At 71.6% G+C, this 15,835-nt stretch carries 12 protein-coding genes and 1 pseudogene; 8 read left to right on the forward strand and 5 right to left on the reverse strand.

What is annotated here, in order from left to right; translation table 11 throughout:
* Positions 1–17 precede the first annotated feature (17 nt).
* From POF73_RS00900 to POF73_RS00910, 3 genes are all read right to left on the reverse strand, one after another.
* A complete protein-coding gene (locus POF73_RS00900; protein WP_272112400.1) occupies positions 18–665 on the reverse strand; it encodes a hypothetical protein in 648 nt (215 codons plus the stop codon).
* Positions 666–870: 205 nt separating this feature from the next.
* On the reverse strand, positions 871–2,715 hold the full coding sequence (locus tag POF73_RS00905; protein ID WP_272112401.1) for a glycoside hydrolase family 3 protein: 1,845 nt from the start codon (positions 2,713–2,715) through the stop codon (positions 871–873).
* 301 nt (positions 2,716–3,016) lie between these two features.
* Entirely contained in the window at positions 3,017–3,934 is a 918-nt protein-coding gene (locus tag POF73_RS00910) for a LysR family transcriptional regulator (RefSeq protein ID WP_272112402.1), read from the reverse strand.
* A 146-nt stretch (positions 3,935–4,080) separates the two neighbouring features.
* Here POF73_RS00910 and POF73_RS00915 point away from each other — a divergent pair, with 146 nt between their 5' ends.
* The gene (locus POF73_RS00915; protein WP_272112403.1) at positions 4,081–4,995 is read left to right on the forward strand and encodes an EamA family transporter; all 915 of its coding nucleotides are present in this window, start codon (positions 4,081–4,083) and stop codon (positions 4,993–4,995) included.
* Between the two features lie 4 nt (positions 4,996–4,999).
* Complete coding sequence (gene aroA, locus POF73_RS00920; protein WP_272112404.1) at positions 5,000–6,238, forward strand: 3-phosphoshikimate 1-carboxyvinyltransferase; 1,239 nt, start codon at positions 5,000–5,002, stop codon at positions 6,236–6,238.
* A gap of 58 nt (positions 6,239–6,296) precedes the next feature.
* Here the strand turns inward: aroA and POF73_RS00925 are convergent.
* Positions 6,297–6,638: pseudogene (locus tag POF73_RS00925) on the reverse strand (hypothetical protein); the annotation flags it as partial.
* A gap of 68 nt (positions 6,639–6,706) precedes the next feature.
* Between POF73_RS00925 and POF73_RS00930 the strand changes: the two are divergent.
* Complete coding sequence (locus tag POF73_RS00930; protein WP_272112405.1) at positions 6,707–10,024, forward strand: NACHT domain-containing protein; 3,318 nt, start codon at positions 6,707–6,709, stop codon at positions 10,022–10,024.
* Between the two features lie 102 nt (positions 10,025–10,126).
* Here POF73_RS00930 and POF73_RS00935 read toward each other — a convergent pair whose 3' ends face one another.
* Positions 10,127–10,921 (reverse strand): DUF4389 domain-containing protein, encoded by a 795-nt coding sequence (locus POF73_RS00935; RefSeq protein ID WP_272112406.1) that lies wholly within the window; start codon positions 10,919–10,921, stop codon positions 10,127–10,129.
* A gap of 246 nt (positions 10,922–11,167) precedes the next feature.
* On the opposite strand from POF73_RS00935, the gene POF73_RS00940 reads away from it, so the two are divergent.
* The 5 genes from POF73_RS00940 (at position 11,168) to POF73_RS00960 (ending at position 15,802) form a co-directional block, all read left to right on the forward strand.
* On the forward strand, positions 11,168–11,764 hold the full coding sequence (locus tag POF73_RS00940) for a dihydrofolate reductase family protein (protein ID WP_272112407.1): 597 nt from the start codon (positions 11,168–11,170) through the stop codon (positions 11,762–11,764).
* A gap of 76 nt (positions 11,765–11,840) precedes the next feature.
* The gene (locus tag POF73_RS00945; protein WP_272112408.1) at positions 11,841–12,773 is read left to right on the forward strand and encodes a bifunctional helix-turn-helix transcriptional regulator/GNAT family N-acetyltransferase; all 933 of its coding nucleotides are present in this window, start codon (positions 11,841–11,843) and stop codon (positions 12,771–12,773) included.
* Positions 12,774–12,858: 85 nt separating this feature from the next.
* Complete coding sequence (locus POF73_RS00950; RefSeq protein WP_272112409.1) at positions 12,859–13,659, forward strand: sugar phosphate isomerase/epimerase family protein; 801 nt, start codon at positions 12,859–12,861, stop codon at positions 13,657–13,659.
* A 177-nt stretch (positions 13,660–13,836) separates the two neighbouring features.
* Positions 13,837–15,090, forward strand: a complete 1,254-nt coding sequence (locus POF73_RS00955; protein ID WP_272112410.1) for an MFS transporter — start codon at positions 13,837–13,839, stop codon at positions 15,088–15,090.
* Between the two features lie 109 nt (positions 15,091–15,199).
* Positions 15,200–15,802 (forward strand): class I SAM-dependent methyltransferase, encoded by a 603-nt coding sequence (locus POF73_RS00960; RefSeq protein WP_272112411.1) that lies wholly within the window; start codon positions 15,200–15,202, stop codon positions 15,800–15,802.
* Positions 15,803–15,835 lie beyond the last annotated feature (33 nt).

Raw genomic sequence — 15,835 nt, forward strand, 5'->3', positions numbered from 1 at the left:
GCGCGGCCGGTCGAGCCTCACATCGGCCGCGCGCACCCCACCGGCTTCTCGCCGCCCAGCTGGACGTAAAGGGCCGTCGACAACGGGCACCCCGCCCGCTTGCCGGCGGCCTTCGTCACCTTGTACTCCGGCTTCTGCTGCCCCTTGCCGTCGCACGACGTCTCACGGACCTGGCCGTCGCCCGAGCCGTACACGCAGTCGCCGACGATCGTGCGGGGGCCGCCCCCGCCGCCCGGGTCGCCGGGATGGGGCGGGGCGAGGTTGCGCATACAGGCGTAGCCCTGCGAGATCGCGCCGTCACCGTCCTCGTCGGAGGACCGGCTCTGCTCGCTGATGTGCAGCACGAAGTCCGTGGTCCCCGGGCACAGCGGCCCGCCGCTCACCGCCCCGTCATGCCGCGCCACGACCCGTGCCGCCGCCCGCTCACTGGCGCAGGACACCTCGGTGAAGCTCGTCGTACCGAAGGAACTGCACTCGTCGACGCCGAGGAACACCGCGCCGTAGCCCGCGGGCCGGGTCGGCGCCACCTGCTGCTCGCTCGCGGTCTTGTCGAGCCGCCCGTCCTCGTCCTCCGCCGCCCCCGACACCCTCTGGCACCCCGTCAGCAAGCCGATGACCAGCGCAAACAGCGCACAGGCCACCCCCACCACACTTCTCCCACGCATCGCACTCCCCCCGGGTACCCCTGGGCCCTGTCGTCAAATTCCCGCCTGCCCGGCGGGCGGACGACGGGAATTTGACGACAGGGCCCAGCCAAGCGTGGCCCGCGGCAACGGGCGCACGCCAGACGTGTGGGGTCCTTTGCGCCGATTGGGGGTGAGTGAGGTCGGTATATGGCGTACGAGTACTACGTCCGAGGTGTCGGCGACGCTAGCTGCTCCCGTACGACAGGCCGTGCCCGATCGGATACAGGACCCGCGTCGGATCGTCCGCCCGCTGCACCGGTACGGGCAGTCTCCCGCGCGGCGCCACCCGGCCGGCGATCACCCGGGCCGCCGCGCGCAGCTCGACGTCGGTCCACGAGTACGCGGCCAGGTAGGCGGGTGCGCCGGGCAGATGGGCCACGTCGTACGGGTTGCGGATCGCGACGGCCACCACCGGTTTCCCCGTCGCGAGGAGCTGTTCGACCAGTGTCCGCTGGGCGCTGCCCGCGGTGACGTTGTACGTCCCCACCACCACCGCGTCCGTCTCCTGCGCCGCCGCGACGGCCTTGGCGATGGTGGCGGCGGAGGGTGCGGTGCCGGTCGACAGGGGGGTCGCCGTGAAGCCCAGCTCGGTGAGGGCGGCGGCGAGCACGCCGGTCGGCGGTCCGGTCGTGCCGGACGGGGAGGCCGGGTCGGCGCCGACGACCAGGACCCTGGGGTGGGTGCGGCGGGACAGCGGGAGCAGGGCGCCCTCGTTGACCAGCAGGGTCGTGGTCCGCTCGGCGATGCGGTCGGCGGTCGCGAGGTGGGACGGGGTGCCGACGTTGCGGTCGACACCGCCCTGGCTGGCGTACGGCTCGTCGAACAGCCGCAGCTTCGCCTTCAGCCGCAGGATCCGCAGGATCGACTCGTCGAGCCGCGTCTCGGTCAACTCGCCGCTCTGGACGGCCTTGAGCACCGCGTTCCAGGCGATGTCGAGGGACGGCGGATTGAGGAGCTGGTCCACGCCCGCCTTGAGCGCGAGGACGGGGACGCGGTCGTCGCCGTACTTCGTCCGTACGCCCTCCATGCCGAGCGAGTCGGTCACCACGAGCCCGTCGTAGCCCAGTTCGCCGCGCAGGATGCCGGTGAGGATGGGACGGGAGAGGGTGGCCGGGTCGCCGGAGTCGTCGAGGGCCGGGACCATGATGTGCGCGGTCATGATCGAGTCGATGCCGGCCCGGACGGCGGCCCGGAAGGGCGGCGCGTCCAGGCTCTCCCACTGCTCACGGGTGTGGGTGATGACCGGGAATCCGTAGTGACTGTCGACGGCGGTGTCGCCGTGCCCCGGGAAGTGCTTGGCGGTCGCCGCGACCTGCCTGCCGCGCTGGTATCCGGCCACCTCGGCGGCGACCATGCCGGCCACCGCGGCCGGTTCGGCACCGAAGGAGCGGACACCGATGACCGGGTTGGCCGCGTTGACGTTCACGTCGGCCACGGGGGAGTAGTTCTGCCGGATGCCGAGCGCCCTGAGCTCCTGTCCGGCGATACGGCCGAGGGTGCGGGCGTCGGTGCGCGAGCCGCCGGCGCCGACGGCCATGGCGCCCGGGAAGAGGGTGGCGGGCTCGCCGACCCGGCAGACGATGCCGTGCTCCTGGTCGGTGGAGATGAGCACGGGCAGACCGCGGGGCTGGGTGAGAGAGGCCCGCTGGATGCCGTTGGACAGGTCGGCGATCTGATGCGGGTCGCGGGTGTTGTGCGCCCAGCTGAAGTAGATGATGCCGCCCACGCGGTACCTGGCGACCAGCTCGGCGGCCGTACGGACGCCGATCTCCTTGAGATTGGCGTCGATGTCGGCCTGGTCGGGGGCGGTCGCGGAGTGGCCGTAGACCCGCATCACGAAGAGCTGGCCGACCTTCTCCGGCAGGGTCATCCGGGCGATGAGAGCGCGCAGTTTGCGGTCGTCGGGGGCCGCGGCGTGGGCCCGGCCGCCGATGGTCACGGCCGCGGTGACGCCGGCGGTGGCGGCAAGGACCGTACGTCTTGAAGGTGGTGCGGTGTTTCCCTTGCTTCCCGTACTGGAGTCGCGCACCTGCGCTCCTTCCGTCGTGAAGGAAACTTCCGAGAAGTCACCAATAACCGGGAAGTTTCTGCCGGTCAAGGGAGCGCACGGTAACCGAAAAGGGGCCGCCATCGGCGCAGTTGGAGGGGGGCGCGCCGATGGCGGCGTGCTGCCGGCCGCGGCACGGCGGAGAGGGTGGTCAGCGATCGCAGCCAGCAGCGAGGGCCGACACCGCACCACGGTGACTCTCCGGCAGCTTGCGGGTTGGACGAGCGGGGAGGGGGCTGGGTTCCCGGGCCGGCCGGAATCGGCGAAGTTGGTGAGCAGGGTTTCAGTGGGGCGCGTGGGTTGCGGGCTCGGGCCAGTGCGCCTGCAGCGTGCGTACGGTCTCCGCGATCGCCGGACGCCGGGCGGCCCCCTTGCGCCACAGCGCGTACAGCCGTCGTACGGGGGTGGGTTCGAGCTCCACCTCTACGACGCCGGCCGGCAGCGGGCCGCGGCCCAGACGCGGGATGAGGCAGATGCCGAGACCACCGGCGACGAGCGCGACGAGGGTCGGGTTCTCGTCCGCCTGGTGGACGATCTCCGGCTCGTACCCGACGGCGCGCAGGGTCCGTACCAGCCACTCGTGGCAGACCCGCCCCGGCGGCTGGCACACCCACCGCTCCGCGCCGAGGTCCTCGCGCCGTACGGACGCGCGCCCCGCGAAGGGGTGACCCTCCGGTACGAGCAGCGTGCACCGGTCGTCACCGATCACGGCCTGTTCCACGCCCGGCGGCACGGGCAGCGGCGAGATGTCCCAGTCGTGCACAACGGCCAGGTCCACCGCACCCTTGGCGACCAGACCCATGGAGATGTGCGGGTCCATCTCGCTCAGCCGGGCGTCGACCGCGGGATGCCGCCTGTTCAGATCGGCCAGCACGGAGGGCATCAGCCCGCGCGCGGCCGACGCGAACGCGGCCACGGTCAGCCGCCCCGCGGGCACCCCCCGCCGCTCCTCAAGCTCGGTCTCGGCGCGTTCCACGATGGCCAGCAACTCCTGTGCCGCGTCGACGAGTTGGAGAGCCTCCGCGGTCAACCGCACCCCGCGCCCCTCCCGCTCCAGCAGTACGGTCCTGGTCTCCCGCTCCAGCTTGGCGATCTGCTGCGACACCGCGGAGGGCGTGTACCCGAGCGCGCCGGCCGCGGCGCCGACGGTCCCGTGGACGGAGACGGCGTGCAAGGCGCGGAGGCGCTGGAGATCGAGCACGGAGACCCCCTGGTCAATGACGAGGAACGCGACGACAAGGAACGCAACGAGGATGCAACGAGGAACGCAATGATTAGGAGCGCTTCATCCAATCGTGCAGCAATCATCGCTGGTGCTTCACGGTTCCGGGAAGTGATCCTCGACGCATGCGTCCAACACACCTCGCCCTCGCCGTCCTCGTCGCCGCCGTATGGGGCGTCAACTTCACCGTCATCGAGATAGGCCTCGACCACTTCCCGCCACTGCTGTTCTCCGCCCTGCGCTTCCTGGTGGCGGCGCTGCCCGCGGTCTTCTTCGTGGGCCCGCCCAAGGTGGCGTGGAAGTGGATCGCCGCCGTGGGCCTGGTGCTGGGCGTGGCGAAGTTCGGGCTGCTCTTCGTCGGGATGGACGCAGGGATGCCGGCCGGACTGTCGTCGCTCGTCCTGCAGATCCAGGTGGTGTTCACGGCGATCGCCGCCTTCGCAGTCCTGGGCGAACGGCCGTCACCCCTGCGGCTGTCGGGCATGCTGGTCGCCCTGGCCGGAATCGGAGTCGCGGCCGTGGACGAGGGCGCCTCGGGCCCTCTCGGTGCTTTCGCCCTGTGCGTCGCGGCGGCGGCCTGCTGGGGAGCCTCGAACGTCCTCACCCGCAAGGCGGCACCCCCGGACGCGCTGAACTTCATGGTGTGGGTCAGCACGGTCCCGGTGCTGCCGCTGCTCGGCCTGTCCTTGCTGCTGGAGGGCCCCGGCAGGGACTACGACGCCCTGCGGGCCCTGGACTGGCAGGGCGCCGGCACCGTCGTCTACGTCGCCTGGATCACGACGGTGTTCGGCTTCGGCGCCTGGGGCTGGCTGCTGCGCCACCACCCCGCCTCGACGGTCGCGCCCTTCTCCCTGCTGGTTCCGGTCTTCGGGATGTCGTCGGCGGCGCTGTTCCTGGGCGAGCGGCTGAGCCCGCTGCGCTGGTGCGCCGCGGTGCTGCTGGTGGGCGGGGTGGCGCTGACGTCGGTGACCTTTCGGCGACGGCCCGGGGTCCAGCCCCTGGACGCGGCGGCGCCGGAGGCGGTCGGCGGTCGATCATGAGGCCATGCCCGTAGTCGACATCCCCGGTTCCAAGTCCATCACCGCCCGCGCCCTCTTCCTGGCGGCCGCGGCCGACGGTGTCACCACCCTCGTACGGCCGCTGCGCTCCGACGACACGGAGGGGTTCGCCGAGGGGCTGGCCCGGCTCGGGTACCGGGTCGGCAGGACCCGGGACGCCTGGCAGGTCGACGGCCGCCCGCAGGGACCCGCGGTCGCGGAGGCGGACGTGTACTGCCGCGACGGCGCGACCACGGCCCGCTTCCTGCCGACGCTGGCCGCGGCCGGCCACGGCACCTACCGTTTCGACGCCTCGCCCCAGATGCGCCGCCGCCCGCTGGGGCCGTTGAGTTCGGCCCTGCGCGAGCTGGGTGTGGACCTGCGGCACGAGGAGCAGGAGGGTCACCATCCGCTGACGGTCGCGGCGGCCGGCGTCGAGGGCGGGGAGGTGACGCTGGACGCGGGCCAGTCGTCGCAGTACCTCACGGCGCTGCTGCTGCTCGGACCGCTGACCCGCAGGGGCCTGCGCATCACCGTCACCGACCTGGTGTCGGTGCCGTACGTCGAGATCACGATCGCGATGATGCGGGCGTTCGGGGTGGAGGTGGGCAGGGAGGGGGACACGTTCGTGGTCCCGCCGGGCGGCTACCGCGCCACGACCTACGCCGTGGAGCCCGACGCGTCGACGGCCAGTTACTTCTTCGCGGCGGCGGCCGTGACGCCGGGCGGCGAGGTGACCGTCCCGGGCCTGGGCGAGGGGGCACTCCAGGGCGACCTGGGCTTCGTCGATGTACTGCGGCGGATGGGCGCGCAGGTGACGATGGGCACGGACGCGACGACGGTGCGCGGCACGGGCGAACTGCGCGGCATCACCGTCAACATGCGCGACATCTCCGACACCATGCCGACCCTCGCGGCCATCGCCCCGTTCGCCTCCGGGCCGGTGCGGATCGAGGACGTGGCGAACACGCGGGTGAAGGAGTGCGACCGGCTGGAGGCGTGCGCGGAGAACCTGCGGCGGCTGGGGGCGGAGGTGGCGACGGGCCCGGACTGGATCGAGATCCGGCCGGGTGTGCCCCTCGCCGGCGATACGCAGATCAAGTCGTACGGCGACCACCGCATCGTCATGTCGTTCGCGGTGAGCGGGTTGCGGCTGCCGGGGGTTTCGTTCGACGACCCCGGGTGTGTGCGGAAGACCTTCCCGGGTTTCCATGAGGAGTTCGGGGCGCTGCGGGCGAGGTTGTGACGGGTCGGCGGAGCGATTCCGAGCTGGAGAGGAAGCCGGCGAGGGTTAAAACGATCTTCCCTGTGCGCGTGTTCTCCTCCATCAGGCAGTGCGCTTCGGGCATGCGGTCCAGGCCTTCGAAGGTCTCGGCGATCACCGGCGCCAACGTTCCGTCCGCCAGGCCCGAACCGATGAAGGCGCGCGCGTCGGCCAGGCGTTCCGCGAAGGCCGGTTCCGCCGAGGAGACACGCCCTGAGCCCCGCGCCCCTTTCCCGAGGCCGGGCCGCGATCGCCGCGTCCGAGTGGGAGCGCTGAGGCGTCCGAAGGTTGCGCCCAGGTAGAAGGCTTCCGCACCGGGCAGGTGCTTGACCAGGCCGGTCGCGGGCGTCCTACCACGCCCGGAATCAGGTGGGAGCAACACCTTTGCCGGTCACCCGGTCGTGGGGACACGAGGCGACACGGCCACGACGCTCGGAGCAGCATGCTGAAGTGCTCCTGGGATCTCCGCGACGCCCGCGGCTCCGTTTCGTCCGCGATCTCTCCCTCGGTGGCGTGGGTCTGGTGTCCATCGGTCTCGCCGCTTGGATGATGATCGACAAGAAGGGCGCCGGTGACCTCGCGACCGTCGCAAGCCTCTTCGTGGGAATCGCCTCGCTGCTGTCGGCGCTGGTCGACCTCTTCCGGCAGGAACCCGCCCCCACCGATCCCTGCGCCTATGCCGACGACCTCGCCCACACACTGAGAACGCAGTGGCTGGGCGAAGTCGAGGCCCGGCGGCTGCGCGACCCGCGAGTGCTGCCACTGACGTGGACGACGACATCCCGGCCGGTCATCGACGAGTCCTGGCCGTCGGACTCCGGCGCACGGATCATCCGCGTCCGCATGGACGGCCGACTGGACGGTCGATTCGACGACGCCACCGCACAACTGGCCGACGGATACGCCCGGTTGCCCGACGGCCGACTGGTCGTCATCGGGGAGCCGGGCGCCGGCAAAACGGTCCTGGCGATGCTGCTCACCCTGGGGCTGCTGGACGGCCGCGCCCCTGACGGCCCCGTCCCGGTCCTGCTCCCCGCGGCCTCGTGGGACCCGGTGCGCGAGAGGCTGGACGACTGGATCGTACGCACACTCGCACTGCCGTATTACAGCGGCCGCGAGGAGATCCCACGGACCCTGCTGACACACGGCCTGCTGCTCCCGGTCCTCGACGGACTCGACGAGATCCCCGAGTCGGCGCGTCGCAGCGCCATCCGCGGCATCAACCAGGCGATCGGGGGCGAACGGCCCGTGGTGGTGACCTGCCGTGCCAACGAGTACGAGGATCTGATCCGCGGCGGGGCACCCACACTGCAGCGGGCACCGGTGGTGGAGGTGTCGAGCGTCTCGACCGAGGACGTCGTCAGGTATCTGGAGGACGTCGACTGGCCGGCCGGGACGACCTGGGACCGAGTCTTCGCCCAGCTCCGGGCCCAGCCGGACGGCCCGTTGGGCGCGGCGCTGTCGACGCCGCTGATGGTGACGTCGGCACGGCTGGTCCACGAGCGCGGGGGAGGCGATCCGGGAGAGCTGCTGGACTTTGGGCGCTTCGACTGCAGGTACGCGGTGGAGGACCACCTGATGCGGCAGCTCGTCGACGCCGCGTACGCGCCCGATCCCGTCGATCCCGCCGATGCACCGCAGCGCGGTGAAGGTCGGTGGAGCGCCGAACAGGCCCGTGAGTGGCTCACGTTCCTCGCCTGCTACCTGCACGATCACCGTGAACGTGACCTGGCCTGGTGGCAGATGAGCGAGCGGCTGTTGTCACGGTGGGCAGGGCCCCTCGTGGGTATCGGAGTCGGCGGGACCGTGGCCCTGGCCGGCGTGGCCGGCGTCATGATCTGGGGGCCCGGCGGTTCGGGCGCCCGGAACCTGGGGCTCGCGGCCCTGATCTCCGGCGCCGGGTGCGCGCTGGTGTCCATGCTCGTCTGGTACGCGACTGCCGGTCGTCCGCCCGGGCGGCTCTCCTTCACTTTCACCGGTTCGCTGATGCGTCTGCGGCAAGGCTTCGGCTCCGGAGTGGCACTGGCCGCGATTTTCGCCCTGCCGGTCCTGGCCAGTGCCGCAGTCGTCAACTCCCTCGCCATGCGTGGGTTCGCGGTGGTGGAGTTGTACTGCGAGATGCTGCTCGCCGCCGTGTGGCTGGCGATCGTCGTCGGTCTCGCGCTCGCCGCCCACAACTGGCTGAACGCCCCGCCCGCCCGGGCCGCGCAGACCGGTCCGCACACCGCCCTGGCCCAGGACCGCCGATCAGCCGTGGCGGGAGCATTGCTCGCGGGCGTGGTCGTCGGGCTGGTCGGACTGCCCGGCTGGTACGCCGGAATGCTGTCGGGCGCCGTCCTGCCAAGGCTGCTCACGGGTGGAATGGGTTGGCCCGGAGAGGGGCGCGTGACGCCGTTGGCCAAGCGGGAACTGACCACTCTGCGCGAAGCTCTCAACGACGATCTCTTGGTGATCACCGGCCTCGTCGTGCTGGTGGCGGTCGTCTTCGCCGGACAGGTTCTGCTGACCCGGGCCTGGCCCAGGTTTCTTCTCGTCCGGGCCGTGCTGGCGCTGAGAGGTCGACTGCCCTGGTCGCTCATGGCGTTTCTCGCCGACGCGCGCCGTCGTGAACTGCTCCGGCAGTCCGGTGGCGTCTATCAGTTCCGCCACATCCGACTCCAGGAATCGCTCATGGGCGAGTCGGCGTCCCCCGCCAGGTCGCCCTCACCGCAACCGAACGCGGTGCGGCGCCGGGCCGTGCTGGCTGCGGGCGCCGCAGCGGCAGCCGGTGCGATCACAGCCGGAGCCCGAGTGGTACCGCAGGACATGAGCCTCCGTGTGTTCGACGGCCCCGGCGCCCCCATCACCGGGGTGGCGTTCCGGCCACTGCACGGTCACACCCTGGTCTGCACGGTGGCGATCGGCAGCTCGTGGCAGTGGTGCTGCCAGAGCGGGCGACGCCGCTCCCTGAAGGGGCTGCGCGTGCCTGCCCCGGTGACCTTCCACCCCGACGGCCGGCTGCTGACGGTGGATGAGGACCCCGTCCGAGTGTTGGGGCGACAGGACGCCTTCTTGCTGTCCGACCTCAAGCATCTGCCCGAAGGGGAGCCCGATCCCGGCAGAGACATGTACACAACGCTTGCACTGGACGCCAAGCGCGGTCGGCTGCTCGGGGTATACGGACCCGACCCACTGAATCTGAGGTACGACGTCATCGGGGAGGGGAACGTGGGCCTGTGGCACGTCGGCTCCGATGGCCGGGTCACCCAGCCGACGTCGGCGGAGCTGGAGCAAGATCTGCTTCCCTTCGCGTCGCTCGCCCTGCTCTCCGACGGAAGGGTGGCGGTGCTCTCCTTGATGAACGAGGTGTGGCGATTCGAGCTGCCGGAATTCACGGACGGCACCCGCATGCTGCCGACCGACCGACCGGACGGCCTGGCGGGCACAGCCCGAGCCATCGCCGTCAGCCCTTACGACGGCAGCATCGCCCTCGGCGGCTCCAGAGGCAGCGCACTCTGGCGGTACGAGGGCCAGGACCGGGTCCCGACACCGCTCACGCCCGCGTCCGCCCTCGCCTTCAGCCCGCGGGCACGGCTCCTCGCGACCGGCGACGACTCGGGGCTCGTACGCCTCTGGCGCAGCGACATCCACGACGACGCCCCGCACGTGCTCACCGGCCATACGGGCGCCATCACAGCCATGGACTTCAGTCCCGACGGCACCCGGCTGGCCACCGCCAGCGAGGACGGCACCGTGCGTCTGTGGGACATGCGGCGCTTCGACAAGTGAGGTCGGTGTCTGCGGATGCGATGGGGTACTCCGCCCCGGACAGCCGGGGCATGCCCTCTTGACGCCCTCCGGCACTCGTCGCCGCCCGCCCCACGCCGCCGTTCAGCGCACGGGCACCGCAACCGGGCCCGCGCTGTCGCTGTCGCTGTCGTGGTCGTCGTAGTCCACGATGCCGCTGGTGATATGGCCGCCCACGCCGAGCAGCAGGAAGAGCACGACGAGGACCTTGGCCGCGGTGTCCAGGAGCAGCGGCCGGGTGCCGGAGCGGACCGCGTCCTGCGGAACCGGCTCATCGCCGAACAACCGCTTGGGGTAGGCGGGGGTCAGCATCGTGGCGTAGGCGGTGAAACGCATCTGGTAGCGGGCGACGGCGGCCGTGGCGGCAAAGACCGGCTCGGGCAGCCGCCCCAGCACGATTCCGATGAGCCAGAACACCCAGCCGATCGCGAACCAGCCCGCCTGCGCGAGGTTGTTGATGATCCCGGCCGGGATCATCAGGATCAGGCGGAAGAACACCGCGAGCCGGTTCAGGGGCGTGGCGCGCAGTTCGATCTGTACGGGGTAACCGGGAGCCGAGAACGAGAACGGCGGGTAGCGGTCGACCAGGAGCATCGAGCTCGCGCCGACGCGCGTCCGGTAGGCGAGGACCGCGCCGAGGAAGGAGAAGATCGCGTCCGGCAGCCGTCCCGTGAACAGGGCGGCGAACCATCCGACGATGGTCACGAAGAACGCCGCGACGGAGAGCAGGCAGACCACCACGAACTGGGGCAGAAGCAGCAGCCAGCGCAGGAAGACGGTCCACCGCCGCTGCCGCGCGGCAGCGGGGATGTCCAGGACGGGCAGCCACTCACCGCCCTCGGGGCCGGTAGCGGCCCGAGAATCCCAGCCCGTCGCCATGAAGACTCCTAGGGGTGTCGATGATGCCGCCTGACACCACCATGCTGCGGCGATGTGGCGGCCTCCGCGCCCCACAGAGGCCCAAACGGAGGTGCCCGCCCGCCCCGTCAGCCGCCCCCGCCTCTGCCGAATGGTCCGTTCCGCGTATTGACTCGACTCCACCGATGATTTCCGGGCCCCACTCGGGTCTTCCATGCCGTAAAGACCGGAGCGGGCGAGCCCGGCCGAACCACAGGAGCGACTCCCATGCGCATCGTCATCACCGAGTTCATCAGCCTCGACGGCGTCGTCCAGGCGCCCGGCGGCCCCGAGGAGGACACCGACGGCGGGTTCGCGCACGGTGGCTGGTCGCACCCGTACTTCGACGAGGACGTGCTCGGCCCGGCGTTCGCCGAGGGGCTGGAGAAGGCCGAAGCGCTGCTGTACGGGCGTCGTACGTATCTGACGATGGCCGGCGCCTGGCCCGAGCGCGCCGGTGACCCCTTCGCCGACCGGCTGAACGCCCTGAAGAAGTACGTCGTCACCGACACCCTCACCGACTCCGAGCTGACCTGGAACAACACCACGCGCATCCCCGGCAGCGAGGCCGTCGCCCGGATCCGCGAGCTGCGCGAGAGCGAGGGCGGGGACCTGGCGATGATGGGCAGCCCCACCCTCGTGCGGACCCTCATCCAGGAGGGGCTGGTGGACGAGCTCCAGCTCATCGTGATGCCGGTGCTGCTCGGCGGCGGCAAGTCGATCTTCCCGGCCGACGGCGGGAAGCGGCCGCTGGAACTGGTCTCCACGACCGCCGCGAAGACCGGCGCGCAGGTGTGCGTGTACCGGCCGGCGGTCGAGGGGTAGCGACGGGGGCGCGGGCGTCCTAGGCTCGACCCGACGGTATCTCTGACTCAGTCAAGCATCCGGGGGGTCGACGATCATGACCGTCCACGACATCCGCGCCTTCAACCGCTTCTACACGAACGTCATCGGTGCCCTCGACTACAGCCGCCACCTCTACGCCCCGTACACCCTCACCGAGTCCCGCGTCCTGTACGAGCTCGCGCACTCCCCGCGTACGGACGCGGCCGACCTGCGGGCCGAACTCTCCCTGGACGCGGGGTACTTGAGCCGCATCCTGAACAAGTTCGAGCAGGACGGGCTGATCGAGCGCACGACGTCCCGGCACGACCCGAGGCGCCGGCGCGTCACGCTCACCGCGCGCGGCCGGGAGACCGGCAAGCTGCTGGAGGAGCGGGCGAACGAATCGGTCGGCTCACTGCTGTCGACCGTGCCGGCCGCCGAGCGCCCGCGCCTCGCCGACGCGATGACGACCGTACGCACGATCCTGTCCCACGGCCGCCCCGCCCGCCGCGAGGACGTCCTGCTGCGCGAGCCCGCCCCCGGCGACCTCGGCTGGATCGTGCAGCGCAACGCCTCGCTGTACGCCGCCGAGTACGGCTTCAACGCCGACTACGAGGGGCTGGTCGCGAAGATCGTCGCGGACTTCGCGCAGGACCACGATCCGCATCTGGAGCGGGTGTGGATCGCCGAGCTGGACGGCCGTCCGGTGGGCTGTGTGATGTGCGTACGGGACGAGGCCCCCGCCACGGCCCGGCTGCGGCTGCTGCTGGTCGAGCCCGACGCCCGCGGCCTGGGGATCGGCGACCGGCTCGTCACGGCCGTCGTCGAGTTCGCCCGCGAGGTCGGCTACCGCGAGCTCGTCCTGTGGACCAACGACGTCCTGGCCGCCGCCCGCCGCATCTACCAGCGCCACGGCTTCGTCCTCGTCACCGAGGAACCCCACCGCTCCTTCGGCAAGGACCTGACCGGCCAGGACTGGCGACTGGACCTGCACGGCCCGTCGGAGTGACGCCCCTGACATCCGATTGGCTCCCGATGGCTCCTGATCGCCCGGCCTGATGGGCCTCCCTCCGTTTCCCTGGCAAGGTGGATGCATGAAACTGGCGTTCTCCACCCTCGGCGTCCCCGGTCTCCCCCTCCCCGACGTGCTGCGGCTCGCGACCGAGCACGGCTATCACGGCGTCGAACTGCGCACGCACCCCGAGGAGCCGGTGCATCTGGGGCTCGGGCCCGCCGAACGGGGGGACGTGGCGGCCGAGTTCAAGGCCTCCGGCATCGAGCTGCTGGGCCTCGCCGGGTACGCCCGGGTCGCCGCACCCGGTGACGACGGGCCCGTGATCGAGGAGGTCCGCAGGCTCGTCGACCTCGCCCATGACCTCGGCGCCCCCTTCGTCCGCGTCTTCCCCGGCGCCGACCCCGAGCAGAGCCGCCAGTCGGCGGACGCGATCGCCGCGCGGCGCCTCGGTACGGCCGCGGAGTACGCCGCCGACATGGGCGTACGGATCCTGCTGGAGACCCACGACTCGCACCGCACCGCCGCCGCCGCGATCCGCGTCCTCGGCCTGGTCGGCCACCGCCACGTCGGCTCGCTGTGGGACGTCATGCACACCTGGCTGGGCGGCGAGCAGCCCACCGAGAGCTACGCCGCCCTCTCCCCGTACCTGGGCTATGTCCAGGTCAAGGACATCGCCTCCGCCGACGACACGACCCCGCTGCCGCTCGGCGCCGGGGTGCTCCCGCTCGCCGAGTGCGTGGAGGTGCTCTCCCGGCACGGCTGGGACGGCTGGCTGTGCTGGGAGTACGAGAAGCGGTGGTACGCGGAGGCCGCACCGCTGGACGGGCTGCTCGGTGCGGGGCGGGACCATCTGGCGCGCTTGCTGAACGAGTCGGCCTGAGCGACGCCGGGGAGGGGCCGGAGACCGCGTCCGGCCCGCACGCGGAGACCACGTCCGGCCCGCAGCCGGTAGCCGGTAGCCGGTAGCCGGTAGCCAATAATTCGCTCGCCCGGCGCGCGGGCCCCGTATAGCGTCCCCCCTCGTGCCCGAACCCACCCCGCGCCCCGCCATGCCGTCATGAGTCTCGCCCGTACGTTGATCGACGTACGGCCGCTGCGCACCTCCCCCGTCTTCCGGCGGCTGCTGATCGGACGGACCGTGTCCGTGCTCGGTGGCTTCATGACGATGGTGACCGTCATGTACCAGGTGTGGGACTTGACCCACAGCACGGTCTGGAGCGGTGCGGTCGGTCTCGCGCAGGCGTTGCCGATGGTGGGGGTCGGTCTGTTCGCCGGGTCGTGGGTGGACCGGGGTGACCGGCGGCGGATCTTTCTGGTGGCCACCGTCGGGCAGGCGGTGTGTGCGCTGCTGCTCGCGGTGCAGGGCTTCACCGGGGGTGTCCCGGTGTCCGGGATCCTCGCGCTCGTCGCGGCCGGGTCGTGCTTCGGGGCGGTCGGCGGTCCGGCGGCGGGGGTGTTCGTGCCGCGGCTGCTGCCCAAGGAGCAGGTGGCGGCCGGGCTGGCCCTCAACCACGCCTCCGGTCAGGCGATGATGCTGCTCGGCCCGGCGCTGGGCGGGCTGTTCCTCGGCTGGTTCGGTATCGGCGTCTGCTATCTGCTGGACGCGCTGAGCTTCGGTCTGGCCTTCTACGGCGCGTTCGGGCTGCCCGCGCTGCCGCCCGAGGGCGAGCCGTCGCGGGCCGGGCTGCACGGCGTCCTGGACGGCCTGCGCTTCCTGGCCGGACATCGGGTGGTCCGCGGCGCACTCATCACCGACCTCGCCGCCATGGTCCTCTCCATGCCGGTCAGCCTCTTCCCGCTGGTCAACGCCGAACGCTTCGGCGGCGACCCACGCACCCTCGGCCTGTTCCTGTCGGCCGTCGCGGTGGGCGGCGTCACGGCCACGGCCCTGTCCGGGTCGGTCACCCGGCTGGGCCGACCCAGTGTGGTGATGCTCTGCGGTTCGGGGGTCTGGGGCTCGGCACTGGCCCTCTTCGGACTGATGACCGACCCGTGGGCGGGGCTCGCGGTGCTGGTGGTGGCGGGGGCAGCGGATGCCCTGTCCGTCATCTCCCGCAGCACCATCGTCCAGACCCACACACCTGACGCGCTGCTGGGGCGAGTGACTGCCGCGGAACAGATCGTCGGGCAGGCGGGACCGCATCTCGGCAATATGCGGGGCGGGCTGGTCGCCGGGTGGTCGTCCGGGGCGACCGCACTGGTGACGGGAGGGGTGCTGTGTGTGGTGGCGGTGGGGTACGTCGGGGCGAGTACGCCGGAGCTGCGGGGCGGGGACGGGGCCGAGGCCGGGGCTCCGGCTGAGGGGGTCTGAGCGGTGCGCTCGCGCTGGTGTCGCCCTTTTCGCCCCCGCCGAAGGCAAGTTCCGGCCGCTCCTCGGCTGATCCCCAGCCGACCGATCACACGTCCGGCACGATGACCGCATGGCACTGAAGAACGGCGGTCGATGGAACCACAACATCCATTACCATCCCCGCATCCTCCACGCCGTCCCCGACGGCGCCCGGCGAGCCCTCGACGTCGGCTGCGGCGAGGGCATGCTCGCCCGCGAACTGCGACGGACCGTGCCGCACGTCACCGCGATCGACCTCCACGCCCCCAGCATCGAGCAAGGACGCGCATACGCGGACGATGTCGACTACGTCGTCGGAGACTTCCTCACCCACCCCTTCGAGCCCGCCTCGTTCGACGTCATCGCGTCGGTTGCCACCCTGCACCACGTGGATGCCACCGCCGGGCTGGCCCGCATGCGCGACCTGCTGAGGCCGGGCGGTGTCCTGGTTGCCGTCGGGCTCGCCCGTAACACCCTGCCCAAGGACCTGCCGCGCGTCGCCGCCGCAGTCACCGTCGGTGCCGTCCACCGCGCGGCCAAGGGCAAATGGCAGCACCCGTCGCCCGTCGTGTGGCCACCGCCGGTGACGTACCCGGAGATGCGCGCACTGGCCGCCGAGATCCTGCCCGGCTCCGAGTACCGCCGTCACGTCCTGTGGCGCTACAGCATCGTCTGGCGCAAGCCACAGGACTGAGCGGCCTCGTCCCCGGGGACTGCGCCGGAACAC

The sequence above is a fragment of the Streptomyces sp. HD genome (assembly GCF_028369295.1).
GTDB lineage: Bacteria > Actinomycetota > Actinomycetes > Streptomycetales > Streptomycetaceae > Streptomyces.

Bases quoted from the DNA above. Each gene is read 5' to 3' on its own strand.
- POF73_RS00900 (WP_272112400.1), bottom strand. From the start codon at position 665: ATGCGTGGGAGAAGTGTGGTGGGGGTGGCCTGTGCGCTGTTTGCGCTG.
- POF73_RS00915 (WP_272112403.1), top strand. From the start codon at position 4,081: ATGCGTCCAACACACCTCGCCCTCGCCGTCCTCGTCGCCGCCGTATGG.
- aroA (WP_272112404.1), top strand. From the start codon at position 5,000: ATGCCCGTAGTCGACATCCCCGGTTCCAAGTCCATCACCGCCCGCGCC.
- POF73_RS00935 (WP_272112406.1), bottom strand. From the start codon at position 10,921: ATGGCGACGGGCTGGGATTCTCGGGCCGCTACCGGCCCCGAGGGCGGT.
- POF73_RS00940 (WP_272112407.1), top strand. From the start codon at position 11,168: ATGCGCATCGTCATCACCGAGTTCATCAGCCTCGACGGCGTCGTCCAG.
- POF73_RS00945 (WP_272112408.1), top strand. From the start codon at position 11,841: ATGACCGTCCACGACATCCGCGCCTTCAACCGCTTCTACACGAACGTC.
- POF73_RS00950 (WP_272112409.1), top strand. From the start codon at position 12,859: ATGAAACTGGCGTTCTCCACCCTCGGCGTCCCCGGTCTCCCCCTCCCC.
- POF73_RS00955 (WP_272112410.1), top strand. From the start codon at position 13,837: ATGAGTCTCGCCCGTACGTTGATCGACGTACGGCCGCTGCGCACCTCC.
- POF73_RS00960 (WP_272112411.1), top strand. From the start codon at position 15,200: ATGGCACTGAAGAACGGCGGTCGATGGAACCACAACATCCATTACCAT.